Here is a 24,594-nt window from a genome sequence, read left to right on the forward strand (position 1 = left end):
TCCGCGGAGCCCCGTTCAGCGCAGCCCCGCCGGGAGCCGTCCCGTGTGCAGCACGCCGAGCGTCTGCGTGGCGCGCGTCAGCGCCACGTACAGGTCGCTCGGCGCCTGGTCGGCGGGCTCGACCACGATCACCGTGTCGAACTCCAGCCCCTTGGCCTGGCGCGGGTCGATCAGGACGGCAGGCCGGGTCAGGTCCGGCTCCTCCCCCGCCCGCACCTCCACCCCGGCTCCGGAGAGCGCCTCGGCCAGGGCCGCGTGCAGCGGCCGCGGCGCGATCACCGCGAGCCTGCCCTCCGCCCCGCGGTGCTCCACGACCGCCTCCGCGACGGCGCGCGGCAGGTCGCCCGTCTCCCGGATCCAGGGCGCCACCCCGGTGGACCGCACCGAGCTGGGCGGCTCGAACCTCGGGTGGTGGGCCCGCAGTACGGCCGCCGCCAGCTCCATGACCTCCGCGGGGGTGCGGTAGTTGACGCCGAGCCGGGCCAGTTCCCAGCGCTCGCCGACGTACGGGGCGAGGATCCGCTCCCAGGATCCGCAGCCGGCCTCGTCGCCCGTCTGCGCGGGGTCGCCGACCAGGGTCATCGACCGGGTCGGGCAGCGCCGCATCAGCAACCGCCAGGCCATTTCGGACAGTTCCTGCGCCTCGTCGACGATGACGTGCCCGAAGGCCCAGGTCCGGTCGGCGGCCGCCCGCTCGGCCGTGCTGCGGTGGTCGTCCTCCTCGTGGCGCTCCGCCATCCGCTCGGCGTCGATGAGGTCGTGCGCGGCGAGGAACTCGCTCTCCTCGTCCTCGAACTCGTAGGACTCGGACCCCTGCGAGAGGTCCAGCACGCCCTGCGCGTAGGCGACGCGCCGCTCGCGCTCGCGCTCCTCGGCGGCGCGCAGCGCGCTGTCGTCCGTCCCGAGCAGCTCGGCGGCCTCGTCCAGCAGCGGCACGTCCGCCGGGGTCCACCCGCCGCCGGTGCGCCGGACCAACGCGGCGTCGTCCGGGGTCAGGTGCGTGGGGTCGGCGAGGAAATCGGCGACCAGCTCCTGCGGGGTGAGGGCGGGCCAGAGGGTGTCGATGGCTGCGTGCACCGCGCTGCTGGTGGCGATCTCCTTGCCGAGCTGGGCGATGTCGTCGGGGCCGAGGAGGTTGGGGCCGCCGTACGGGTCCGCGCCGAGGCGGTCGGCGAGCTGCTCGGTGAGCGCGTCGATGATCCGGAAGGCGAAGTAGGGGCGCGCCAGGTTGTGCGGCAGGCCGGTGGCGCGGGCCCGGTCGCGGGCCTCGTGCGCCATCGTGCGGTGGAGCAGCAGGGTGCCGTAGTCGTCGTGGTCGATCTCCAGGGCGGCCTCGGGGACGGTGTCGTAGTCCTCGCCGAGCCCCGCCGGCACCTGCTCCGGCAGTGTCTGGCGGTCGGCGACGACCCGGGCCAGTACGTCGGCCATCGCGGCGCGGCCCTTGACGGCCGCGGCGCCGGGCCGGTCGGCGGCGGTGGCGTGCACGCCGGGGAAGAGTTCACCGACGGTGGCGAGCAGCACGCCGGTCTCGCCGAGGGCGGGCAGGACCTGCCCGATGTAGCCGAGGAACGCGGGACCGGGGCCGACGATCAGGACGCCGCGCTTGGCCAGCAGCTCGCGGTGCGCGTACAGCAGGTACGCCGCCCGGTGCAGGGCGACGGCGGTCTTGCCGGTGCCCGGGCCGCCCTCGACGACGAGCACCCCGCGGTGCGGCGAGCGGATGATGCGGTCCTGGGCGGCCTGGATGGTCCGCACGATGTCGTGCATGCGGCCGGTGCGGGCGGCGTCGAGCGCGGCGAGCAGGACGGCGTCCGCGTCGGAGCCCTCGTGGCCGGTGCGCTCGGCGTCGGTGAGGTCCAGGATCTCGTCGTGCAGGGCGGTGACCCGGCGGCCCCGGGTGGTGAGGTGGCGCCGGCGCCGCAGGCCCATCGGGTGGTGGCCTGTGGCGAGGTAGAAGGGACGCGCCGCGTCCGCGCGCCAATCCAGCACGAGGGGCGTGCGGTCGGCGTCGTCCTCGCGGATTCCGATGCGGCCGATGTGGTGGTCGCGCCCGTCGGAGAATTCGAGCCGACCGAAACAGAGGCCGTTCTCCCCCGCGTTCAGGGCGGACAGCAGGCCCGATTGTTCCGCGACCAGCACATCGCGCTCCAGGCGGGCCTGGAAGCCGGTCCCGATGTCGCGCAGGGCGCCGCGTACGGCGCGTTCGGCCTGATCGCGCAGGGCGTCGAGCCGGTCGTACAGCTCGGTGATGAATTGCTGTTCGTTCTCGAATTCCGCGGTTGACAATTCCACTCCCGACGCGATACAGTGTTCCCATAAGCTTCTTCGCAGATTCGCCATGCCTGGCGGTGTTGCGAACGCGCGAAACAATAAATATACGCAGAGAAATACCCCGGTCGTCAATCCGACCGGGGTATTTCTTTTGCTCTGGGCCCTGGCTCTCAGAGACGGCACCACTGCACGGGCGTCAGGTCCTTGACGTACCGCGCCGCGACCCAGGCCTCCTGCTTGGCGTGCAGGCGGTACCAGAGGCGGTTGCCCGCGACGTTCTCGCCGCGCTCCTTGCACTCGATGCGGAGCTTCTGGCCGGGGTGGACCCGGCCCAGGTTGCCCGCGTGGGTGCTCGGCCCGCTGCGGACGGTCAGCGGGCCCTTCGACACCACCTCGCCGATCGCGTACTCCCGGTCCTGCGGCGAGGCCGGACCGTCGTCGGCCACCGCGGTGCCGGCGCCTGCGAGACCGAGCAGCAGGCTGCCCGCGGCCAGGGCGAGGACCGTCCCGGCGGACTTCGACGTGATCGAGGTGAACGGCATGAGCGGCTCCCGTACGAAGACTTCCGGCGACCCGTCCGGCCGCCGGGGACGACTATGGCGACACCGCCCCGGGCCGCCGGGCAGGCGCACCGCCGTGTCCTCCTGATCCCCCGGATCTCATCCGATTGACCCGTTGGCCGATGAGTTTGCGGCGGCCCCGCGGTCTACCCGTCGACGAAAGGAGCGCACCATGCGCAAGCTCATCATCTGCACCTTCCTGACCCTCGACGGCGTCATGCAGGCGCCGGGCGGGCCGGACGAGGACGCGGAGAGCGGGTTCGACCACGGCGGCTGGCAGAAGCCGGTGGCCGACGACGAGGTCGGCGCGGCCATCGCCGGCTGGTACCAGCACTCGGACGCGATGCTGCTCGGCCGCAAGACCTACGAGATCTTCGCGTCCTACTGGCCGGGCGCCGATCCCGGCAACCCGTTCACCGAACGGATGAACACGACGCCCAAGTACGTGGCGTCCCGCACCCTGACGTCCCTCGCGTGGCAGAATTCCACGCTGCTGGAGGGCGACGTCGTCGATGCCGTGCGCGCGTTGAAGGCGTCCGACGGCGGCAACATCAACGTCGTCGGCAGCGGCGACCTCGCCCAGACCCTCATGCGGCACGGCCTCGTCGACGAGTACCGGCTGACCATCCACCCGGTGATCATCGGCAGCGGCAAGCGGCTGTTCGCCGACGGCGCGGTGCCCAGCGCGCTGGAGCCGGTCAGCGTCACGACGACGAAGGGCGGCACCGTCGTCGGCGTCTACCGCCCGACCGGCGAGCCCGGCTACGACGCCTACTAGCGCGCATCTCGAACACCCGGCCCATGGGATCCGGCCGCTCCGGCGCATTGCCGCCATATCGGGGCGATCCGACTGCGGCGGCGCCGCCCTCCGGTTACACAGGAACCGGGGGCTGCCGTCCGCTGCCCCGGAGGTTCGGGCAGGGGGCTGGAGTTGCTGACCATCCATGGGGCGGTGCTGCCGGGGGTCGTGCTCGCCCCCACCGATGTCGGCCAGGGCATCGCGCACGTGATCGGGCAGCTGGTCAGCAGTGTCTCCCAGGCGCAACTGTGACCGCGTCCGGTCGGCGCCGGCCGGTGCGGCGCCCCGGCCGCCGGCCCCGCCGACGGAAGGACCGGCAGCTCGAACAGTTGCTCCTCGCCGCTCTCGTGGCGGCCGTCGCACTGAGCCTGGCCGCCTCCGCCCTGCGGTGGCTGGGCGCTCATCCCGGGATCGTCGCCGCGGTGCTCCTGGCGGCAGCCGCCGCGGGCGGAGCCTGGGCATGGCGGCGCCGGGAGAACGCCCGGTGGGCCCGGATCCGGGCGAGCGGCCTGCGCTACGCCATCGGACAGCTCGACGGCCTCCACCACCGGGCCTTCGAGTTCGCGGTGCGGGACCTGATGCGGCGCGACGGCTGTACGGACGCGCGGCAGGTCGGCGGCCGCGGCGACAACGGCGCCGACGTCAAGGCCACCGACCCCTACGGCCGACGCTGGGTCATCCAGTGCAAGCACCGCAAGGCCGGCTGGTCCGGCAAGCCCGTCGGCGCCCCCGACCTGCACGTGCTCAACGGCACCGGGAGGCAGGTGCACCACGGCGATGTCCTGGTCATGCTCACCAACGGCCGCATCACCGCCAACGCGGCCGCCTTCGCGACGTCCCAGCGCCTCCACCTGGTCGACCGCCACCTCCTCGCCGAATGGGCCGGCGGCTCCCGCCCCTTGTGGGACCTCCTGCGCGCCCTCCCCCCGGCCGGCCGGCGGCTGACGGGCTGATCCGGTACGTCGACCGGGGCGCCGAGGGCGCGGGCGCGTTCGGCGGCCCAGACGAGGCGGTGCGTGGCCAGGCTGGTGCGGGGGCCGGAGAGCAGGAGGTCACGGTCGCCCGTCCGTACCGCGGCCAGGAAGGCCTCGGTCAGGGCCAGGTCACCGCCGCCGTGCCCGCCCAGCGGTTCCGGTCCGGCGGTGTCGACCAGTTCCTCGCGGCCCGTGCGGAAGTCGGTGATCCGCAGGGTGGCGCCGTCGCCCTCGATGTGGCCGTGGGTGCCGAACAGCCGGGTGCGCCGGTCCGCCATGGGGGTGAAGGCGCTGACAGTGAAGGTGGCGGTGGCGCCGTCGGCGAATTCCATGGCGACGATCTGGTGGTCGGCGGCGTCGTTGTCGCAGGCGTACACGCAGCGGCCGTACGGTCCGGTGCGCAGCGCCTCCCGCACCCCGGCCTCGGTCGCCACGGGCGTCACCGCGGACAGCGGCCAGAACTCGCGGCGCGGATCGCCGAGGCAGCCGAGGTAGAGGCGGGGCGCGGAGTAGGGGCAGTCGGGCTCGGCCGCGCAGTCGGTGCAGCGGGCGGCGGCGCCGGGCGGGGCGCCCTCGGGCCGGAAGTGGGTGCGGCGGCCGTAGGACATGACGGTGCGCGGGGTGCGGCCGAAGAGGTGCACGAGCCAGTCGAGGTCGTGGCAGGCCTTGGTGAGCAGCAGCGGGCCGGAGGTGTCCGAGCGGCGCCAGTTGCCGCGGACGAAGGAGTGCGCGAAGTGCCACCAGCCGACGGGCTCCAGGTGTTCGGCGCCGACGAGGCGGCCGATCCGGCCCTCGTCCAGCAGGGACGTGAGGGTGCGGGTGTAGGGGGTGTAGCGCAGCACGTGGCAGACGGCGAGGAGGACGCCGTGGCGCTCGGCGGCTTCGGCGATCCGCTCCGCCTCGCTCTCCTCCGCGGCCATCGGCTTCTCCAGCAGGAGGTGGTGGCCGGCGGCCGCGAGCGCGACAGCGGGCGCGGTGTGCATTCGGTCCTGGGTGGCGATGATCGCGGCGTCGGCATGCCGCCCGGCCGCCACCAGGTCCCGCCAGTGCGGGTGGACCCGCTCGGGCGGTACGCCGAACTCGGCCGCGGCGGCCGCGCAGCGGCCCGGGTCGGGCTCGGCGAGCGCGGTGATCCGTCCGGTTCCCGTGGCGTGGGCGTGCCGGGCGTACGTCAGGCCGCGCAGCCCGGCCCCGACCAGGGCCAGGGTCACCGGCGCGGCGGCCGGGCGGGGCGCCGGGAGCGTCGCCCGGGCCTGCGGGGTCGCGCCCCGGGACTGCGGGTCGGGCTTCGGGGGCGTCGCCCGGGCCTCCGGGTGGGTTGTCGGGTCACGGGGCCTCCGGGTGAGGGGCGGGCGGGCGGGCGGCGGGGCGGGTGTGCCGGGGCTCCTGTGCAGCCCTGCCCCGCCCGGGCGGTCCCGAAGCGCGCCGCCGCCCCCCGGTGGCCGCGGTCAGGTGACGGTGATCGCGTCGAGTTTCGCGCGCAGGTAGTGGTGGGAGTCGACGGGCGCGTGGGCGACGCGGCCGGTGGGCGCGGGCAGCGACTCGACCCGGGTGTGCGGGTCGCACTCGTAGAAGTAGACGAGGGAGAGGAGTTCCTCGGACGGCGCCTCGGCGGGCGGCGGCAGCACCCGGTGGCGGCCCGCGCGCCAGCGGTCGCCGGTCCAGCGGGCCATCAGGTCACCGATGTTGACGGTCAGCGCGCCCGGCTCCCAGGGTGCGTCCTGCCAGCCGCCCGCGTCGGTGTGGATCTGCAGGCCGCCCGCGCCCGGTTCGCGGTCCAGGACGGTGAGGGTGCCGAAGTCGGTGTGCGCGCCGATGCGGTACTGGCCGGGCAGCGGCGGGCCGGTGCGCTCGGCCCCTGGGTACCAGTTGACGTTGAATCCCCAGGTGGGGTGGCCGGTGTGACGGGTGAAGAGGTCCCGGTCGGCGCCGAGGGCGGCGGCGAGCAGTTCCAGCAGCTCGTCGGACAGGGCCCGCATCCGGGTGAGGTACGTGGTGACCAGGGCGTGCAGGGCGGGGACTTCGGCGGGCCAGACGTTGGGGCGGAACCACTCGGCGTCCACCTCGGGCCGGCCCGTGGGGTCGTCGGCGGCGCAGGACCAGGACTCCTTGAGGTCGGGCGGGGAGGGGGCGCCTTCGGCGTGGCTGTTGGCCTCGGCGCCCGGTCCGAGCCAGCCCCGGCCGCCGACGGACACCGCGTACGGCTCCTTGACGGCGGCGGGCAGGTGGAAGAAGGCGCGGGCGGCCGTCCGGATCCGGGCGGGCAGGCCGGGGTCGACGCCGTGCCCGGTGACCAGCAGGAACCCGGCTTCCTGGAGGGCCCGGTCGACGCGGTCGGCGGTACGGGCGCGGGCGCCGGGGTCGGCGGAGCGCCAGGGTCCGAGGTCGATCACGGGGACGGGCGAACGCGTCATCTGCGGCCTGCTTTCCGATCGGCGCCGGGGCCGGGGGCGGCCCGGTACCAGCGGCACGTCTGGGGCGTCACGGGGGGCGGCGGGTGCGGGTCCATGCTCGCAGCTCGTCCGCCGGCCAGGTGTTGACGACCCGGTCGGCGCTCACCCCGCACTCCACGGCCCGTTCGCAGCCGAGGAGCTGCCAGTCGAGCTGACCGGGGGCGTGCGCGTCGGTGTCGATCGCGAACAGGGTGCCCGCGGCCACGGCCTCGCGCAGCAGCGCGCGGGGCGGGTCCAGCCGCTCCGGCCGGCTGTTGATCTCCACCGCGGTGCCGGACTCGGCGCAGGCCGCGAAGACGGCGGCCGCGTCGAAGGTGGACGGCGGGCGGGTCCGGCCGGTCACGAGCCGTCCGGTGCAGTGGCCGAGGACGTCCACGAGGGGGTTGCGCACGGCCGCCAGCAGGCGGCGGGTCATGGCGGGCGACTCCATGCGGAGCTTGGAGTGCACGGAGGCGACGACCACGTCGAGGGAGTCCAGCAGCTCCGGTTCCTGGTCGAGGGAGCCGTCGTCCAGGATGTCGCACTCGATGCCGGTGAGCAGCCGGAACGGCGCCCAGGTGGTGTTGAGTTCCGCCACCACGCTCAGTTGTTCGCGCAGCCGCTCCGGGCTGAGGCCGCGGGCGACGGTCAGCCGGGGCGAGTGGTCGGTCAGGACCGCCCACGCGTGGCCGAGGTCCGCCGCGGCCCGGCCCATGGCCTCGATGGGGCTGCCGCCGTCGGACCATTCCGAGTGCATGTGGCAGTCGCCGCGCAGGGCCGCGCGCAGGGCGGTGGCCGCGGGGCTCGGCGGCGGGCCGCCCTGGGGGTGGGCGGCGACCTCGTCCTCCAGCTTCTGGAGGTAACCCGGGACCTCCCCCGCGACGGCCTCCTCGATGACCCGGGCGGTCTTGGGGCCGATCCCCTTGACGGCTTCCAGGGTGCCCGCGGCGGCCCGCTCGGCCGCCCGTGCCTCCCCCATGGCGGTGACCGCCTCGGCGGCGCCGCGGAAGGCGCGTACCCGGTAGGTGGGGGCCTGGGCGCGTTCCAGCAGGAACGCGATCCGGCTCAGTGCCGCGACCGGGTCCATGCGCCACCTCCTGCCGTGCCGGCGTGTCCGCGGCGGTCGGTGTCCGCGGCGGCCCGCTCCCCAGTGTGGCAAGGGACGCGCGGCCGGGCACCCCGGGCGCGCGTAGGCTGGAAGGCGGACTCGGGGACGTTCCGCCTGGAAGCGGTGGATCATGACCGGAATGCTGCGCCGGAGCTTCGACTCCGCGGACGAGACGAGGCCGTTCGAGGACGGCAAGGGCAGGCTCGACCTGCTGACGACGGACGGCGGCCCGGTGGGACGCGCCGTGTTCGAGCCCGGCTGGCGCTGGTCGCAGCACGTGAAGCCGCTGGCGGCCACCGAGAGCTGCGAGTCGGGCCACACCGGGTACGTCGTGAGCGGCCGCATCAACGTCGTCATGGACAGCGGCGAGAGCGAGGAGTTCGGCCCGGGCGACTTCATGCAGATCGCGCCCGGGCACGACGCCTGGGTGGTGGGCGAGGAGCCCTGTGTGGTCGTGGACTGGACGGGTTACGGAACCTACGCTCAGCCCAGCAGCGCGTAGACCGTGGAGGCCGTCGCCGAGGGTTCGGCGGCGCCCTCGGGGGTCATGGTGACGTCCGCGAAGGCCATCCGCTTGCCCAGTTTGGTGACGCGGACGCTGATGAGCACGTCCGCGTCGACAACGGGGCGCTGGAAGCTGGTGGACTGCTGGACGGTGGTCATCGGCCCGTACCCGCCGCGCGCCGCCGAGACGGCGATCACGGTGGCGGTGTCGGCGGCCGCCATCAGGGCCTGCCCGCTGAGGCCGCCGCCGTCCCGGGCGAGGCGCTGCGACCAGGGCAGGCGCAGCACGGTGCGGTCCGGGCCGGTCTCCTCGACGGCGAGGCCGAGGTCGAGGACCCAGGGGGCGAAGTTCTCGGCGAGGATCTTCTCGCCGTCCGCCGGGGTGAGGGGCGTGGTGCCGGGGTTCACTGTCACAGGGTGATTGTGGCGGCCGGTCCCGGCCGCCACAACACCCCGGTCGGGCGCGAACCGTCAGAGCGTGGCGGCGAGTTCGGTGCCCTGGCGGACGGCCCGCTTGGCGTCGAGTTCGGCGGCCACGTCGGCGCCGCCGATGAGGTGGGCGTCGATCCCGGCCGCGATCAGCTCGTCGAACAGGCCCCGGCGCGGCTCCTGTCCGGTGCAGAGCACGATGGTGTCGGCGGGAACCAGGCGCTGCTCGCCGTCGACGGTGATGTGCAGGCCCTCGTCGTCGATGCGGTCGTAGGCCGCTCCGGCCACGGAGACGACCCCGCGGTGCTTCAGCTCGGCGCGGTGGATCCATCCGGTGGTGGTGCCGAGCCCGGCGCCGACCTTGGTGGTCTTGCGCTGGAGCAGGTGCACCTGGCGCGGGGAGGCGGGGCGCTCCGGGGCGGCCAAGCCGCCGGGACCGGTGTAGGCGGTGTCCACGCCCCAGTGCCGGAAGTAGACGGCGGGGTCCTGGCAGGCGCCCTCGCCGCTGTCGGTGAGGTATTCGGCGACGTCGAAGCCGATGCCGCCGGCGCCGACGACGGCCACGCGCTCGCCGACGGGCGCGCCGTCGCGCAGCACGTCGAGGTAGCTGACGACCGAGGGGTGGTCCACGCCCTCGATGGCGGGGGTGCGGGGGGTGACGCCGGTGGCGACGACGACCTCGTCGTAGCCGGTGAGGGCGGCGACGTCGGCGCGGGTGTCCAGCCGGACGTCGACCGCGAGGTCCGCGAGCCGGGTGGCGTAGTAGCGGATGGTCTCCGCGAACTCCTCCTTGCCCGGGATGCGGCGGGCGATGTCGAGCTGGCCGCCGATGTGGCCGGAGGCCTCGTAGAGGGTGACGGCGTGGCCGCGTTCGGCGGCGGAGACGGCGCAGGCGAGTCCGGCCGGGCCGGCGCCGACGATCGCGACGCGCTTCTTCGAGCGGGTCGGCGAGAGGACCAGTTCGGTCTCGTGGCAGGCGCGCGGGTTGACCAGGCAGCTGGTGATCTTGCCGCTGAAGGTGTGGTCGAGGCAGGCCTGGTTGCAGCCGATGCAGGTGTTGATGGCCTCGGGGCGCCCGGCGGCGGCCTTGGCGACGAAGTCGGCGTCGGCGAGGAAGGGGCGGGCCATCGAGACGAGGTCGGCGCGGCCGTCGGCGAGCACCTCCTCGGCGGTCTCGGGGGTGTTGATGCGGTTGCTGGTGACCAGCGGCACCGAGACCGCGCCCATCAGCCGCTTGGTCACCCAGGTGTAGGCGCCGCGCGGGACGGAGGTGGCGATGGTGGGGATGCGGGCCTCGTGCCAGCCGATGCCGGTGTTGATGATGGTGGCGCCGGCCGCCTCGATCTCCTTGGCGAGGTGGACGACCTCGTCGAGGGTGGAGCCGCCGGGGATCAGGTCCAGCATGGAGAGCCGGTAGATCAGGATGAAGTCCTCGCCGACGGCTTCGCGGACGCGGCGGACGATCTCCAGCGGGAAGCGGACGCGGTTCTCGTACGAGCCGCCCCAGCGGTCGGTGCGCCGGTTGGTGGCGGCCGCGGTGAACTCGTTGATCAGGTAGCCCTCGGAGCCCATGATCTCGACGCCGTCGTAGCCCGCGAGGCGGGCGAGGCGGGCGGCGCGGACGAAGTCCTCGACGGTCTCCTCGACCTCCGCCTCGGACAGCTCGTTGGGGACGAAGGGGCTGATGGGGGCCTGGAGGGCGCTCGGGGCGACCAGGTCGGCGTGGTAGGCGTAGCGGCCGAAGTGGAGGATCTGCATCGCGATCTTCCCGCCTTCGGCGTGCACCGCTTCGGTGATCACCCGGTGCTCGGCGGCCTCGTCCTCGGTGGTGAGGCGGGCGCCGCCTTCGAAGGGGCGGCCCTTGTCGTTGGGCGAGATCCCGCCGGTGACGATGAGGCCCGCGCCGCCGCGGGCGCGCTCGGCGTAGAAGGCGGCGAGGCGCTCGAAGCCGCGCTCGTGCTCCTCCAGGCCGGTGTGCATGGAGCCCATGATCACGCGGTTCGGCAGGGTGGTGAAGCCGAGGTCCAGCGGGCTCATCAGGTGCGGGTACTGGCTCATGCGGGGGCGCCTCCTCGCGCGGGGGTGATGCCCCTGTTGTAGCGATCCGGGGAGGCTTTTGCAACTAGGTGCATAACAGGCTGCGGCGCCCCGGAACCCGCCGTCCCGGGCCGGGCGGGCCCGGCGGGCGGACGCTGTGGCGGACCTCACGCCCCGCTCCGCCCCCGCCCGGCCCCGCCCGGCGCGGGTCCGTCAGGCCCGGCGCAGGCGCACGGTGAGGATCTGGAACGGACGCAGCACGAGGGCGACGGACCCGCCCGCCCCCGGGCCGGTGACCGCCGGGCCGGGCGGCAGCGGGCGCTCCAGCAGGTCGCTCTCCACCGCGTCGGCCACGGCGAAGCCAGGGGTCAGGATGGCGCTCGCGCGCCCGCCGCGGGACTCGTAGAGGCGGACGACCACGTCGCCGCTGCGGTCCTCGGCCATCTTGACCGCCTCGACGACCACCGCGTCGTCGTCCACCGCGACCAGCGGGGCGACCGGGCCCGCCCCCGTCCGGACCCGCTCGGGCAGGTTCAGCCAGTGCCCCTCGCGCACCGCGTCCCCCACCTCCGCGCCCGGGGCGAGCGAGAAGCGCAGGGTGTGCTCGCCCTGGTCGGTCTCCGGGTCGGGGTAGCGGGGGGCGCGCAGCAGGGACAGCCGGACCGTGGTGGTCTGGCCGCCGTCCGGCCGTACGTCGCGCGTGACGTCGTGGCCGTAGGTGGAGTCGTTGAGGACCGCGACGCCCCAGCCCGGCTCCTCGGCGTGGATCCAGCGGTGCGCGCAGATCTCGAACTTCGCCGCCTCCCACGAGGTGTTGGTGTGGGTCGCGCGGAAGACGTGCCCGAACTGGGTCTCGGACGCCGTCCGTTCGGCCTTCACGTCGAGCGGGAAGGCGGCCTTCAGAAACTTTTCCGTCTCGTGCCAGTCCACCTCGGTGACGATGTCGACGGTCTTGGCGCCGGCCCGCAGGGTCAGCGACTGGACCGCCTTCGAGGCGCCGAAGGAGCGGGTGGCCCGGACCGTCACCGCCTGCGGACCCTGCTCGGCCAGCTCCAGGGAGTCCAGCTCCACCAGGTCGGTGACGTTGTTGCGGTAGAACGCGTCGATGTCCCAGGCGTCCCACATGTTGGGGAAGTCGGGGTGGATCTGGAGCAGGTTCGCGGCCGCGCCCGGGGCGAGCGCCTCACGGCCCGCTTCGAGGTCGTACGCCGAGACCAGCAGCCCGCGCCCGTCGACGGCGATCCGCAGCCGCCCGTTGTCCAGGACGTGGCCGCCGCCGTCCCGCTCGTGCGCGGTGACGGGCGTACGGGCCTCCTCGGCCGGGGCCGCGCCGCCGGCCGGGACGCCGTGGCGGGCGTGCGGGGCGCAGTTGAAGACCAGCTCGGTGCTCCCCCGGCCGGCCAGGGCGCCCTGCGCCGCGTCGGTGATCGCCTCCAGCTGCGCCCGTACCTCCGCGTAGGTGGCGCGGGCCTCGCGGTGCACCCAGGCGATGGAGGAGCCGGGCAGGATGTCGTGGAACTGGTGGAGCAGCACGGTCTTCCAGATCCGCTCCAGGTCCGCGTGCGGATAGCCGAACCCGGGGACCCGGACGGCGGCGGTGGCCGCCCACAACTCGGCTTCGCGCAGGAGGGATTCGCTGCGCCGGTTGCCCTGCTTGGTCTTGGCCTGGGAGGTGTAGGTGCCGCGGTGCAGTTCGAGGTAGAGCTCTCCGGCCCAGACGGGGGCGTCCTGGTACTCCGCGTGCGCCTTTTCGAAGAAGGCGTCGGGGCGCTCGATCTCGACCCGGGGCGAGCCCTCCAGGTCGCGCTGGCGCCGGGCGCGGGCGAGCTGTTCGCGGGTGGGTCCGCCTCCGCCGTCGCCCCAGCCGAAGGGGGCCAGGGAGCGCGAACCGCGGCCCTTCTCCTGGTAGTTGCGGGCGGCGTGGGCCATCTGCTCGCCGCCGAGGTCGCTGTTGTAGGTGTCCACGGGAGGGAAGTGGGTGAAGACGCGGGTGCCGTCGATGCCCTCCCACCAGAAGGTGTGGTGGGGGAACTTGTTCACCTGGGACCAGGAGATCTTCTGGGTCAGGAACCATTTCGAGCCGGAGAGCTTGACGATCTGCGGCATCGCGGCGGTGTAGCCGAAGGAGTCGGGCAGCCAGACGTTGTGCGTCTCGATGCCGAACTCCTCCAGGAAGAACTTCTTGCCGTAGAGGAACTGGCGGGCCATGGCCTCGCCACCGACCATGTTGGTGTCCGACTCCACCCACATGCCGCCGACCGGCACGAACTGCCCGTCGGCGATCTTCTTCTTGATCCGTTCGAACAGCTCGGGCCGGTAGGTCTTGATCCAGTCGAGCTGCTGGGCCTGGGACATGGCGAAGAGGAACTCGGGGTGCTCGTCCATCAGGGCCAGCATGTTGGACGTGGTCCGGGAGACCTTGCGGACCGTCTCGCGCAGTGGCCACAGCCACGCCGAGTCGATGTGCGCGTGCCCGATCGCGCTGATCCGGTGGGCCGAGGCGTGGGCCGGGGCCGCGAGGACCGCGGCGAGCCGGCCGCGGGCGGCGGGCGCGCTCGCCGGGACGTCGGCGAGGTCGAGGGCGTCCAGGGCGGAGTCGATGGCGCGCAGGATCTCGTAGCGGCGGGCGTCGCCCTCGGACAGCTCCACCATGAGGTGGTAGAGGACCTCCAGGTCCTGGACGAGGTCCCAGACCTCGGTCTCGAAGACGGTCAGCTCCATCCGGGCCAGCCGGTAGAGGGGCTGGTCGCCGCTGGTCGGGAGATCGCCCTCGTAGGTGACGCGGTGGTCGACCAGGACGGGGTTGGAGGCCGCCTCGACGTACCACTCGACGCGCTCGCCGCCCTCGGCCCGGTCGGTGACGCGCACCCAGTCGTTGTAGGGGTTGAGCGCCTTGACCTCGGCACCGTCGGCCGTGTGGACCAGGCCCTCGCACTGGAAGCCGGGCATCATCCGGTCGAAGCCGAGGTCCATGACGGCCTCGACGGTGCGGCCGGCCCACTCGGCCGGGACCGTACCGGTGACCCGGAACCAGGTGGTGCCCCAGGCCGGCCCCCACGCGTCCCCGACCGCGCAGGGCCCGTACGCCGCGGCCAGGCCCTCGGCGACGGGGACGGGCTCGCCCGGTGCCTCCCAGCGCTCCACGGTCAGCGGGACGGCGAGGGAGTGGACGGCGGGCTTCACGCGCTCCTTGAGGACGCGGCGCAGGCGGTGCTCGGTGATGCTGCGGTCGTCGTGCATGACGGCTGCTCCAGGGAGGGGTGGCGGGTGCTTGGGGAGGCGGCGCGGCGGTCGGGGCGCGCTCAGGTCTTGACGGCTCCCTCGCCGACGCCCTTGAAGAAGAAGCGCTGGAGGGCGAAGAAGAGGAGCATCATCGGGATGAGCGCGGCCATCGCACCGGCGGCGATGATCCGCTGGTCGTTGACGGTGGTCGCGCCGGCCAGGGACTTCAGGCCGAGTTGGAGGGTGTAGTGGTCGCTGTTGGTGAGGACCAGCAGGGGCCACAGGAAGTCGTCCCAGGCGCCCATGAAGCTGGTGATGCAGACGACGGCGAGGGCGCCCTTGGCGGCGGGGAGGAAGATCCGGGTGAAGCGGGCCCACTCGTTGGCGCCGTCCAGCACGGCGGCCTCCTCGATCTCCTTGGGCACGGCGAGGAAGGAGGCCCGCATGATCATGATGTTCAGGACGGAGACGGCGCCGGGGAGCCACACTCCGATCAGGGTGTCCACCAGGCCCATTTCGCGGACCGTGAGGAACATCGAGATCATCACGGACTCGAAGGGGAACATCAGGGTCGCCACGAGCACCGTGAAGACGGCCTTGCGGCCCTTCCAGCCGGCCCGGGACAGGGCGTAGCCGCCCATCGCGGCGAAGAGCATGTTGGAGGCGATGGCGAGGACCGCGACGGTGAGCGTGTTGCCGACGTACTGCACCAGCGGGAACGATTCGGCAACCCGGGCGTAGTTGTCGAGCGTGGGCCGGGAGGGGAGGACGCCGTCGTAGACGTTCTCCGTGCGGCCGCGGATCGAGGTCAGGAACTGCCAGACGATCGGTCCGAGCATGACGACGAGCATCAGGAGCAGCGTCAGGTAGCGGGCGGCCAGGCCGAGCAGGTGGCGGGTCAGGTCGGCGCCGGTGCGCCGGACGGCCGGGGCGGCGCTCAACTCTCGTCTCCCTTCGACAGACGGCGGCCCAGCAGGCTGAAGACCAGCGTCAGGAGGAACAGCAGGATGGAGATGGCGGCCGCGTAACCGGTCTCGCCGGAGAAGCCGAGGCCGACCTGCCGGATCAGGAAGGGCAGGGTGCGGGCGCCGCCGCCGGGGCCGCCGCTCTCGCCGCCGAGGATGTAGATCTCGGTGAAGACGCGCAGCGCGGAGATCGCGGACAGGGTGCCGACCAGCAGCATCATCGGCTTCACCTGGGGGACGGTGATGCTGAAGAACCGCCGGAGCGGCCCGGCGCCGTCGATCGCGGCCGCCTCGTAGAGGGAGGCGGGGACGTTCCCGAGGGCGGCGAGGTAGAAGACCATGTAGTAGCCGAGGCCCTTCCACACCGTCACGATCATCGCGGAGACGAGCAGCATCGCACTGTCGGTCAGGAACGGGATCGGCTCGGAGATGACGCCGATCTGCTGGAAGACGGTGTTGACCAGTCCGTCGCTGCGCAGCACCCACTGCCAGATCAGGCCGACGACCACGGCCGAGGCGATCACCGGGGTGTAGAAGGCCGACCGGAAGAAGCCGATGCCGGGAACCTTCGTCCGCACCAGGACCGCGAGGGCCAGTGGCAGGAAGACCAGGCACGGGACGACGACGACCAGGTACAGCACGCTGTTGCCGGTGGCGACCCAGAAGTCCGGGTCGGCGAAGGCGCGGCGGTAGTTGTCGAAGCCGACGAAACCGCCCCCGCGCAGGATCTGGGCGTCCGTGAAGGAGAGGATCACGGTGTTGACGAAGGGCCAGAGGCTGAACAGCACGACCATGGCCAGGCCGGGCGCGAGGAAGAGGTACGGGGTCCACCAGCTGCGGTGCACCAGTCCCGGCTCGGCCTCCGCGTCCCGCCGCGCCTTCCGGCCGCGCCGCCCCCCGGCCTGCCACCGCCCCGTACCGAGGGGCGACGGACCCTCCTGCCGCGGAAGCCGCCGCTCCAGGAGGGTCCGGGGCGCCGTCACTTCTGCACCGTCTTGGCCAGCAGTTTGTTGGCTTCCTCCTGTGCCTTGCGCACCGCGGTCCGGGCGTCCTGCTCGCCGTTGATCGCCTTCTGCACCTCCCGGACCACCGCGTCGCCGACCTGGTTGGTCCACTGCACGGGGGTGTTGGCGTCGAGCTGGGCCGTCTTCAACGATTCGGCCCCGATCGCGCGGGCGGTCGTCTCGGCGTCGGTGCCGTCGCCCCGGTCCGAGAAGTAGGGGTCGGCGAGGCCCTTGGCATTGGACGGGTAGATCGTGGCGTTCTTGGAGAAGGCGACCTGGTTGGGCCCGTTGGTGACCCACTTGGCGAACTCGGTCGCCGCGTCCAGGTGCTCGGTGTCCTTCTTGATGCCGAGGGACTGCGCGTAGATGCCGATGTGGCCGAGGGTGCCGGTCACCGTACCGGCGACCCGGGTGTGCGCGTAGACCTGCGGGGAGTTCTGCTTGACGTCCTTGATGAAGCCCGGGGAGCCGGGTCCGAAGACGAGCTTGCCCGCGCCGTAGAGCTGGCTGATGTCGTCCGACTTCAGCAGGGACTCCTTGGGCATCGCGCCCTTGGCGTAGAGGTCCTTCATCCGCTCGACCCAGGCGACCGCCTTGTCGGTGTCGAAGACGAAGCCGTCCTGGCGCTCGTTGAGGATCGGGACGCCCATCTTCTGCCAGTCCCCCGGCAGCCGGCCCTTGGGGTCGGCCATGAAGGCGGAGTACCGGCCGCCCGATCTGGCGGCGATCTGCTCGGCGTAGTCGAAGAACTGCTCGACGGTGGCCGGCGGCTTCGCGGGGTCGAGGCCGGACTGGACGAAGAGGTCCTTGTTGTAGGTGAGGATCTCCGGGGTGACGTACCACGGGTAGGCGTACACGCCGTCACCCTTGCCCGGAAGCTTGAACTGCTGCCAGGCGCCCGGCACGTAGTCCTTGGCCACCTCGCCGTCGAGCGTGGCCACGTCGGCGAGCATGCCGCGGTCGCCGAGGAGCTGGAAGGAGTCGGTGGACAGGTTCACGACGTCCGGAAGCGCCCCGGCCTGGGCGTCGGCGACGAGCTTCTCGTTGTAGCCGTCGCCCGGCACGTCCTCCCACTTCACCGTGGCGTCCGGGTACTTCTGCTCGAAGGCGTCGATGACGCCCTGGACGTACCCCGTGAACTTCGGCTTCAGCTGGAGGGTCCGGAAGGTGATCTCACCGGACACCTTGCCCGTCTTGTGCGCCTCCTTCACGTCCGCGCCGCCGCTCAGACCGCACGCGCAGAGGGCGCCGCTCAGGAGGACGGCCATGGTCAGACGGGCCAGGTTCGAACGGGTCATCGTCGCCACCCTTCGGGGAGTTCCGGCCTCGCTGCCGGAGAGCGATGCCCACGGTCGTCCGAAAAGAAGATCGCGTCAATGTGTCCAAGGTCCCGAAGGGGGCGCGGACTTACGTCCGGAAATCGCGGCGGCTCCGCTCCATACCGCGCGAAACCCGCTGAATCAATAGCGGCGTGACCTGGACTGATGCGCTTTAGTTCCCATTCACCTCGGCGCGGTATCGATTCGATAACGAACCCGTCGGTGCGTCACCGTGGGGCCACTTCCGGACAGTTCGGGGTGCGCGGGCACTAATGCGCTTTACCAAGCGCGGCGAAAAACCGCTTTACCCCATCCCTCACAGGTCCGCGGGGTCGGTGTTGGCGCCGCACAGGACGACGGCGACGCGCTCGCCCGGCGGGGCGGGCAGGGCGCCCAGCGCCGCGAGGGCGGTCGCCGCGCCCGCCTCGACGACGATCCGGTGGTCCTCCCACAGGGCCCGCCGGGCGGTGGTGATCGCCCTGTCGGGGACGAGGACCGAGGTGACGCCGTCGTGGCGGGCCGCGGCCAGGGCGTCGGCCGAGACGCGGGTGGCGCCGAGCGAGTCGGCGGCCACCGACCCCACGGGCACGTCGACCGGCCTGCCGGCCGCCAGGGCCGCGTTCAGCGCCCGGGAACCCTCGGGTTCGGCCGCGATCACCCGTACGCCGTGCTCGCGCGCGGCGGTGGCCACACCGGCGAACAGCCCGCCGCCGCCGACGGCGACGACCACCGCGTCCAGCCCGGGCAGCGCGGCCCGGATCTCCTCCAGCAACGTGCCCGCGCCCGCCGCGATCAGCGGGTGGTCGTAGGCGTGGCTGCTCAGCGCGCCGGTGGCCGCGGCGAACTCCCCGCAGGCGGCGAGCGCGTCGGCGTAGCGGTCGCCGACGAGCCGGACCTCGGCCCCGTACCCGCGCAGCCGCTCGACCTTGACGCACGGCGCGGTCTCCGGGAGGAAGACGGTGGCCGGGACGCCCTGGGCGCGGGCGGACCAGGCGCAGGCAAGGCCCGCGTTGCCGCCGGAGGCTATGGTGACGCCCGCCTCGGACAGGGCAGCGGCCTCGCGGTGGGCGGCGAGGAAGTTGCGGGCGCCGCGCGCCTTGAAGGACCCGGTGTGCTGGAGGTACTCCAGGGCGTACCAGAGGCCCTCGGCGGCCGGGACGACGGCGGCGGGGCGCACGGCCCCGGCGATCCGGTCGGCGGCGGCCCGGACGGCGGCGTAGTCGAGCTGCGTTTCCATGCGGGTGGTGCTCCGTTCAAGGGGGGCGGCGAGGAGCGGGAGCGGGGCGGGGAGAGAACGCGCGGGACGGCGACGGCCGGACGGCTCAGGGCCGGTTCCCGGCGCGGGCGGGGTCGGCCGCCGCGATCAGCTGGCGCAGGGCGCCGTAGTACACCTCGTGGTCGGTGAGGCAGGGCAGTACGTCGGCCACCGCGCCGCTCAGCGCCGGGAAGCGGGCCGGGTCGAGCGCGGCCAGCGCGGCGCGGGAGGCCTGGGTCGCCCCGGCCGGGTCCCGGTGGTCGACGAAGGCGGCACTGCCGAGGGTCAGCAGGTACATCCGGCGGTAGCAGGTCATCGCCTCGGCGGCGGTCATGCCGACGGCGACGCTGTGGGCGATGGAGGGTTCGACGAGCCGGGCCAGCAGCTGCCGGCCGAGCCAGGGTCGGCCGCCGCGCAGCACCAGCAGCCCGGGGTGGGCGGTGAGCAGCTCGTAGAAGCGGCTGAAGCGCAGCTCGGTGGCCTCGGCCCAGCCGGTGCCCTCCTCGATCTCGGGCAGTTGGGCCGCGAGGTGTTCCGTGCACAGGTCGAGCAGGCCGGCGAGGTCGTTGCAGCGGCGCTGGACGGTGGCGTGCGAGACGCCGAGCCGGTCGCCGAGGGAGCGGAAGCTCAGGGCCGCGGGGCCTTCGTCGTCGAGGATCCGCAGCGCGGCCACGGCGATGACTTCAGGGGTGGCCCGGTCCAGGGCCATGGAGCGTCTCGGCATGCGATACAACGTAACATACGACGTATCAGAATGGGCGTGTCAACCGCCCGCCTTCCTCCGGCACGTCCGGATTGCGGCCATATTGCTGGTCATGGAGCCGCACACATCGACATATGTTGACACCGCGTAACACCGCCGCTGCACTGAGCGCACGACAGTCCCTGTCGGGTACGTCCGACGTCAAGGAGTTCCCGTGCCGCCTCGCCTGCGTGCGTCGCTCCCCTCCCTCATCGCGGCCGCCCTGCTCGCGCTCCCCCTCGCGTCCGGCCCCGCCGCGGCCGAGCCCGCCGAGCCCACCGCCACCTCCGACACCCCGCTCGCCCTCACGCCGCCCATGGGCTGGAACAACTGGGCGCACTACATGTGCGACATCGACGAGGGGACCGTCGTGGCCAACGCCGACGCCCTCGTCGCGACCGGCCTCGCCGCCAAGGGCTACGACACGGTCACCGTCGACGACTGCTGGATGACCAGGGCCCGGGACGCGCGGGGCGACCTGGTCACCGACCGGGACAAGTTCCCGCACGGCATGGCCTGGCTCGGCGAGTACCTCCACGGCAAGGGACTCAAGTTCGGCATCTACGAGGACGCCGGCCACCTGACCTGCGAGCGCTACCCCGGCAGCGGAACCCCCGAGGGCGGCGGCGCGGACCACTTCGCCCAGGACGCGCGGCTGTTCGCGTCCTGGAAGGTCGACTACGTGAAGATGGACGGCTGCAACCTCTACGTGCCGCCCGGCACCACGAAGGAGCAGGCCTACCGCGACGCGTACGCGGCCGCCGCCCGCGCCCTGCGCGTCAGCGGCCGCGCGATGGTGCTCTCCGCCTCCGCCCCGGCCTACTTCCAGAAGGGCGAATGGGGCGGCGCCGACTGGCACAAGGTGCTCGGCTGGGTCGGCGAGAGCGGACAGCTGTGGCGCGAGGGCAAGGACATCCAGGTCTACAAGCCGGCCGCGCCCACCGCCTCGCGCTGGGCCTCGGTGCTGGGCAACTACGGCTACAACCGCTGGCTGACCCGCTACGCGAGCCCGGGCAACTGGAACGACCCGGACTTCCTGCTCGCCGGCGCGCCCGGCCTGACCGACGCGGAGGGGCGCAGCCAGGTGTCCCTGTGGGCCATGATGGCGGCGCCGTTCATCATCTCCTCGGACGTGTCGCGGCTGAGTCCGGGCGGGCTCGAAGCCCTCGGCAACGACGAGCTGATCGCGCTGGACCAGGACCCGATGGGCCGTCAGGGCGCCGTCGTCTCCTCCGGTCCCGAGTTCGACGTCCTGGTCCGCCCGTTGCAGAACGGCGACCGCGCCGTGGCCGTGCTCAACCGCACGGGCGGCGCCCGCGACGTGGCGCTGCCGCTCGCCGACCTCGGCCTGGACGGATGCGCGGTGAGTGCGCGGGACCTGTGGTCGGGGGCGCGGGAGAAGGTCGCGCACACCCTGGGCGCCACGGTGGGCGCGCACGACACGGCGCTCTGGCGGCTCACCCCGGACCGCGGCTGCGGCGACGCCGTGCCCACCGGGCAGATCACGGGCGAGGGCGCCCGCTGCCTGGACGGGGGGAACACGGCGGGCGTCGGCGCGGTCGTCATGTCGCCCTGCACCGGCGGGGACGACCAGCGGTGGGTCATGGGCGAGGACGCCACGCTGCGGCTGGCGGGCAAGTGCCTGACCGCGGACCAGGCCGACGCGGCGGTGACCCTGGCGGCCTGCCCGTCCGGGGACACCGTGACGACGGCCCGCAGCACGCGGCACTGGATGGCGCAGCACGACGGCTCCCTGGTCGAGAGCGGCACGGGGCTGTGCCTCCAGGCGCCGGGCGCGGCCGATGCCACCGGGCTGCTGCGGCTGGCCGCCTGCGGCGACCACCGGCCGGACCAGCTCTGGGCGCTGCCCGTCTGAACCGGAGCCGGCCCGTCTGATCCAGCGCCGACCCGCGGGAACCGGGCCCACGGATACACCACCGGACCGGTGGTGATCACCCCATACGGTGATCGTCACCCTCCCGTGGGAATCTCGGAACACGTGCGGGGGAGAGGGGCGGATCCGGTTGGCCGGGCGGCCCGCGGTCCGGGTTCACTGACCCGGAGACGATCAGGGGCGGCCACCGGAGGCATCCGGTGGCCGCCCCTTGCGACGCCCGTGCGTCCGCCTTCGCCTGCCCTTTCCGTCCCGCACGCCCCCTTCCCTCGCCACAGGAGTGAGCGCCCATGTCCGAGACCGAGCAGGAGCGGCCGGGTCCGGCGGGTCCGGCCGCCGACGGCGCGCGCAAGCCCGCCGCCGCCCTGGAACTGCTGACCTTCCTCGCCGCCGGAGTCGCCGACCTGGCGCTCGACCAGTTACGCCAGTCCAGCGAGCGGGCCCAGGACGTGATGCGCCGTTCCGACCTGCGCGAACTCCTCACCGACGGCGTCGTCGAACTGCGCAAGCGCGGCGAACTGGCCACCCAGCGGGCGGCCGGCGGCTCCGAGAACTACCTGGAGACCATGGCCCGCCGGGCCGCCGAGCGGGCCGGTCACCCGCGTGCATGACCACACCGGTTTCAAGGGCCGGATCGACGAGGTCCTGGTCCGCCTCGCCGACGAGGAGGAAGCCGCGCTCCTCGGCCTGCACGTCGAACTCTCGCCGCTGTCCGAGCAGTTGCGCCGCTCGCTCGCCCGGGGGAAGCGGATCCGGGCCGCGTTCCTGTACTGGGGCTGGCGGGCTGCGGGCCAGCCGGACTGCGAGGGGGTGATCCGGGCAGCGGCCGCGATGGAGCTGGTCCACGCCGCCGCCTGCACCCACGACGACATCATCGACGACAGCCGCATGCGGCACGGCCAGCTCACCGCGCACGCCGCCTTCGCCGCCTCCGGACAGCGCTCCACCGCCCTCGCGATGATCCTCGGCGATCTCCTGATGGGCTACGCGGGGCACGTGTTCACCTCGTGCGGCCTCCCCGGCGCCTACCTCGCCCGCACCGGGCCGCTCTGGTCGGCACTGCTGCGCGAGACCATGGCGGGCGAGTTCCTGGAGGTCCTGCGCACCGACGCGCCCGAGCGCCCCCTCCAGGTCGCCGAATCCCTGGAGGTGGCCCGGTACAAGACCGCCAAGTACACGGTGGAGCGGCCGCTGCACCTGGGCGCCACGCTCGGCGGCGGGCCCCGGGCCCTGATGGAGGCCTTCACCGCCTACGGGCTCCCCCTCGGCGAGGCCTTCCAGCTGCGCGACGACCTCCTCGGCACCTTCGGCGACCCGGCCGAGACCGGCAAGTCGAACCTCGACGACCTCCGCGACGGCAAGCCGACCGCGCTGCTCGCGCTCACCGCGGCCGCGGCCGACGAGGACGACCTCAGACTGCTCGCCAAGCTCGTCGGCAACCCCGATCTCGGCGAGGAAGAGGCAGCGGCCGTACGGGAGTTGATGGAGCGCTGCGGCGCACTCCGGCAGGTCGAGTCGATGATCGGCGAGCGCATCGCCCGGGCCGCGGGCGCGCTGGACACCGTACCGATGCCGGCCGAGGCCCGGTCGGCGCTGCGCGGACTGGCCGAAACGGCGGCCCGGCGCACGATCTGACGTCCCGGGCCCGGCCCCGGGACGCGGCCGCCCGGAGCGCCCGGCCTCCCGGCCCCGGCCGCCCTCCCCCGCACCGAAGACAAGGACCCACGCACGTGAACGCGCACACCACCGCACCACCGCGCCCCCGTTACGACGACGCCGCGCTCGACGCCCTGCGCACGCAGGGTGATCCCCTCGCCGATGAGACCGTCGCCGCGATGTTCGAACGCAAGGAGGTGGGCGACCTCAACACCCTGATGCGCTTCTTCTCCACCACCGGGGACAAGCTGCCCGAGAAGCTCCCGGCCGCCGCCGCCGCGTACTTCGAGGCGACCGCCATGCCCCCCGCCTGGGTGGACTGGGACGTCATGGAGCAGGCGCGGCTCTTCTTCATGGACAACGCGGCCCACATCAACACCGGGCTGTCCTTCTCCGCGATGCCGGCGACCTACGCGATCCCCCGGCTGTCCCGGCTGCTCTCCTCGACGCACTCGCTGTCGTACCCCTCGCGGCGGATGGCGAACACGGGGCAGTTCGTCACCTACCTCATGCAGACCAACTCCTTCGCCGAGGGAAGCAAGTTCATCCCGGCCGCCCAGAAGGTACGGCTGCTGCACGCGGCGGTCCGCCACCACCTGCGCAGCGGCGGTCACTGGGACGTCGCCCGGGACGGAATGCCCATCTGCCAGGAGGACATGATCGGGGGTCAGATCTGCTTCTCGATCCTGGTCCTCGACGCCATGCACCGGCTCGGCGTGCACATGAGCGAGGAGGGCGCGGACGCCTACTTCTACGCCTGGCGGGTGGTGGCGCACATGCTCGGCTGCGACATGTCCGCGGTGCCGGAGACCCTGACCGAGGCCCGCGCCTACTGCGACCTCTACCTGCTGCGCAACCTCGGCCCCTCCCCCGAGGGCGTCGCGCTCAACGCCCAGCTGATGCGGATGTACGAGGACGTGGTGCCGGGCACCCTCTTCGACCCGATGGTGCCCGCCACCATCCGGTTCCTGGTCGGGGACACCATCGCCGACTGGCTGGAGATCCCGCGCAGCGGCTGGGACACGGCGGCCAAGGCCGTGCCCGTCGTGCTCGGGCTGCTGGAGACACTGGAGGACAGCAGCCCCTACGCCGAGTGGGCGCTCGACAAGGCCGGCTCCCTGCTCGCGGGCTTCGAGCTGACCACGCTGACCCGGGGCCGGGTCATGCACCACGCGATCCCGGCGGAGCTGAAGTCCGAGTTCGACGTGAAGCCGCCGCGCACGGGCCGCTGGGTACCGCCGCCGCCGACCGCCGCGGGCCTGACGGGGACGGCACGGGGCAGGTAGCCACCCGCGTCCGGCGGCCGTCGGCGTCCGTGCGGTCCCGTCGGCGCCCCGCGCGAGCGGTGGGTCCGCGCGCCCGCCGCGCCGGGGGCGCCCACCCGTCGTAGATTGGCGGGACACGCGTGTCACCGCACGTCAGG

At 73.2% G+C, this 24,594-nt stretch carries 19 protein-coding genes and 1 pseudogene; 7 read left to right on the plus strand and 13 right to left on the minus strand.

The features are described from left to right. Positions 1–15 precede the first annotated feature (15 nt). Positions 16–2,286, minus strand: a complete 2,271-nt coding sequence (locus AC0693_RS29725) for a HelD family protein (protein ID WP_478803365.1) — start codon at positions 2,284–2,286, stop codon at positions 16–18. Positions 2,287–2,441: 155 nt separating this feature from the next. After that, on the minus strand, positions 2,442–2,813 hold the full coding sequence (locus AC0693_RS29730; protein WP_469315582.1) for an SH3 domain-containing protein: 372 nt from the start codon (positions 2,811–2,813) through the stop codon (positions 2,442–2,444). Between the two features lie 190 nt (positions 2,814–3,003). Between AC0693_RS29730 and AC0693_RS29735 the strand changes: the two genes are divergently transcribed. Further along, positions 3,004–3,609: a dihydrofolate reductase family protein gene (locus AC0693_RS29735; protein ID WP_468466466.1), complete on the plus strand. Its 606-nt coding sequence runs from the start codon at positions 3,004–3,006 to the stop codon at positions 3,607–3,609. Between the two features lie 599 nt (positions 3,610–4,208). Next, complete coding sequence (locus AC0693_RS29740) at positions 4,209–4,583, plus strand: restriction endonuclease (protein WP_478803501.1); 375 nt, start codon at positions 4,209–4,211, stop codon at positions 4,581–4,583. Positions 4,584–4,603: 20 nt separating this feature from the next. Here the strand turns inward: AC0693_RS29740 and AC0693_RS29745 are convergent. The 3 genes and pseudogenes from AC0693_RS29745 to AC0693_RS29755 form a co-directional block, all read right to left on the minus strand. After that, a pseudogene (locus AC0693_RS29745) lies at positions 4,604–5,815 on the minus strand (Gfo/Idh/MocA family protein); the annotation flags it as partial. 237 nt (positions 5,816–6,052) lie between these two features. After that, the gene (locus AC0693_RS29750) at positions 6,053–7,018 is read right to left on the minus strand and encodes an isopenicillin N synthase family dioxygenase (protein WP_478803366.1); all 966 of its coding nucleotides are present in this window, start codon (positions 7,016–7,018) and stop codon (positions 6,053–6,055) included. Positions 7,019–7,085: 67 nt separating this feature from the next. Beyond that, positions 7,086–8,123, minus strand: a complete 1,038-nt coding sequence (locus AC0693_RS29755) for a PHP domain-containing protein (RefSeq protein WP_478803367.1) — start codon at positions 8,121–8,123, stop codon at positions 7,086–7,088. 151 nt (positions 8,124–8,274) lie between these two features. Between AC0693_RS29755 and AC0693_RS29760 the strand changes: the two genes are divergently transcribed. Continuing rightward, on the plus strand, positions 8,275–8,646 hold the full coding sequence (locus AC0693_RS29760; RefSeq protein WP_469315578.1) for a cupin domain-containing protein: 372 nt from the start codon (positions 8,275–8,277) through the stop codon (positions 8,644–8,646). Here AC0693_RS29760 and AC0693_RS29765 read toward each other — a convergent pair. The 8 genes from AC0693_RS29765 to AC0693_RS29800 form a co-directional block, all read right to left on the minus strand. Beyond that, positions 8,628–9,062, minus strand: a complete 435-nt coding sequence (locus tag AC0693_RS29765; RefSeq protein ID WP_356413375.1) for a PaaI family thioesterase — start codon at positions 9,060–9,062, stop codon at positions 8,628–8,630. The genes AC0693_RS29760 and AC0693_RS29765 overlap by 19 nt on opposite strands. A gap of 57 nt (positions 9,063–9,119) precedes the next feature. Then, positions 9,120–11,135: an oxidoreductase gene (locus tag AC0693_RS29770; RefSeq protein WP_478803368.1), complete on the minus strand. Its 2,016-nt coding sequence runs from the start codon at positions 11,133–11,135 to the stop codon at positions 9,120–9,122. A gap of 192 nt (positions 11,136–11,327) precedes the next feature. After that, positions 11,328–14,354, minus strand: coding sequence for an alpha-mannosidase (locus AC0693_RS29775; protein WP_478803369.1), 3,027 nt, complete (start codon positions 14,352–14,354; stop codon positions 11,328–11,330). Between the two features lie 62 nt (positions 14,355–14,416). Then, positions 14,417–15,277, minus strand: coding sequence for a carbohydrate ABC transporter permease (locus AC0693_RS29780; RefSeq protein WP_356413370.1), 861 nt, complete (start codon positions 15,275–15,277; stop codon positions 14,417–14,419). After that, positions 15,274–16,284, minus strand: a complete 1,011-nt coding sequence (locus AC0693_RS29785; RefSeq protein WP_469315573.1) for a carbohydrate ABC transporter permease — start codon at positions 16,282–16,284, stop codon at positions 15,274–15,276. Before AC0693_RS29785 ends, AC0693_RS29780 begins: the two co-directional genes overlap by 4 nt. Beyond that, positions 16,281–17,603 (minus strand): ABC transporter substrate-binding protein, encoded by a 1,323-nt coding sequence (locus AC0693_RS29790; RefSeq protein WP_478803370.1) that lies wholly within the window; start codon positions 17,601–17,603, stop codon positions 16,281–16,283. The genes AC0693_RS29785 and AC0693_RS29790 overlap by 4 nt, the downstream gene beginning before the upstream one ends. Before the next feature lie 337 nt (positions 17,604–17,940). Continuing rightward, positions 17,941–18,861: a serine/threonine dehydratase gene (locus tag AC0693_RS29795; RefSeq protein ID WP_478803371.1), complete on the minus strand. Its 921-nt coding sequence runs from the start codon at positions 18,859–18,861 to the stop codon at positions 17,941–17,943. A gap of 85 nt (positions 18,862–18,946) precedes the next feature. Continuing rightward, a complete protein-coding gene (locus tag AC0693_RS29800; RefSeq protein WP_469315570.1) occupies positions 18,947–19,603 on the minus strand; it encodes a TetR/AcrR family transcriptional regulator in 657 nt (218 codons plus the stop codon). Between the two features lie 193 nt (positions 19,604–19,796). Here AC0693_RS29800 and AC0693_RS29805 point away from each other — a divergent pair, with 193 nt between their 5' ends. The 4 genes from AC0693_RS29805 to AC0693_RS29820 all read left to right on the plus strand — a co-directional run bounded on the left by AC0693_RS29805 (position 19,797) and on the right by AC0693_RS29820 (position 24,457). Then, positions 19,797–21,497 carry a ricin-type beta-trefoil lectin domain protein gene (locus AC0693_RS29805; protein WP_478803372.1) on the plus strand — a complete coding sequence of 567 codons (1,701 nt, stop codon included), beginning with the start codon at positions 19,797–19,799 and terminating at the stop codon, positions 21,495–21,497. A gap of 308 nt (positions 21,498–21,805) precedes the next feature. Then, a complete protein-coding gene (locus AC0693_RS29810) occupies positions 21,806–22,126 on the plus strand; it encodes a hypothetical protein (RefSeq protein WP_356413362.1) in 321 nt (106 codons plus the stop codon). Beyond that, positions 22,119–23,150 carry a polyprenyl synthetase family protein gene (locus tag AC0693_RS29815; protein ID WP_478803373.1) on the plus strand — a complete coding sequence of 344 codons (1,032 nt, stop codon included), beginning with the start codon at positions 22,119–22,121 and terminating at the stop codon, positions 23,148–23,150. The genes AC0693_RS29810 and AC0693_RS29815 overlap by 8 nt, the downstream gene beginning before the upstream one ends. A gap of 95 nt (positions 23,151–23,245) precedes the next feature. After that, complete coding sequence (locus tag AC0693_RS29820; RefSeq protein ID WP_468466481.1) at positions 23,246–24,457, plus strand: oxygenase MpaB family protein; 1,212 nt, start codon at positions 23,246–23,248, stop codon at positions 24,455–24,457. Positions 24,458–24,594 lie beyond the last annotated feature (137 nt).

The organism is Streptomyces sp. NPDC043876, assembly GCF_056435825.1.

Bases quoted from the DNA above. Each gene is read 5' to 3' on its own strand.
- AC0693_RS29750 (WP_478803366.1), bottom strand. From the start codon at position 7,018: ATGACGCGTTCGCCCGTCCCCGTGATCGACCTCGGACCCTGGCGCTCC.
- AC0693_RS29810 (WP_356413362.1), top strand. From the start codon at position 21,806: ATGTCCGAGACCGAGCAGGAGCGGCCGGGTCCGGCGGGTCCGGCCGCC.
- AC0693_RS29760 (WP_469315578.1), top strand. From the start codon at position 8,275: ATGACCGGAATGCTGCGCCGGAGCTTCGACTCCGCGGACGAGACGAGG.
- AC0693_RS29730 (WP_469315582.1), bottom strand. From the start codon at position 2,813: ATGCCGTTCACCTCGATCACGTCGAAGTCCGCCGGGACGGTCCTCGCC.
- AC0693_RS29790 (WP_478803370.1), bottom strand. From the start codon at position 17,603: ATGACCCGTTCGAACCTGGCCCGTCTGACCATGGCCGTCCTCCTGAGC.
- AC0693_RS29770 (WP_478803368.1), bottom strand. From the start codon at position 11,135: ATGAGCCAGTACCCGCACCTGATGAGCCCGCTGGACCTCGGCTTCACC.
- AC0693_RS29740 (WP_478803501.1), top strand. From the start codon at position 4,209: ATGCGGCGCGACGGCTGTACGGACGCGCGGCAGGTCGGCGGCCGCGGC.
- AC0693_RS29755 (WP_478803367.1), bottom strand. From the start codon at position 8,123: ATGGACCCGGTCGCGGCACTGAGCCGGATCGCGTTCCTGCTGGAACGC.
- AC0693_RS29795 (WP_478803371.1), bottom strand. From the start codon at position 18,861: ATGGAAACGCAGCTCGACTACGCCGCCGTCCGGGCCGCCGCCGACCGG.
- AC0693_RS29800 (WP_469315570.1), bottom strand. From the start codon at position 19,603: ATGCCGAGACGCTCCATGGCCCTGGACCGGGCCACCCCTGAAGTCATC.
- AC0693_RS29775 (WP_478803369.1), bottom strand. From the start codon at position 14,354: ATGCACGACGACCGCAGCATCACCGAGCACCGCCTGCGCCGCGTCCTC.
- AC0693_RS29735 (WP_468466466.1), top strand. From the start codon at position 3,004: ATGCGCAAGCTCATCATCTGCACCTTCCTGACCCTCGACGGCGTCATG.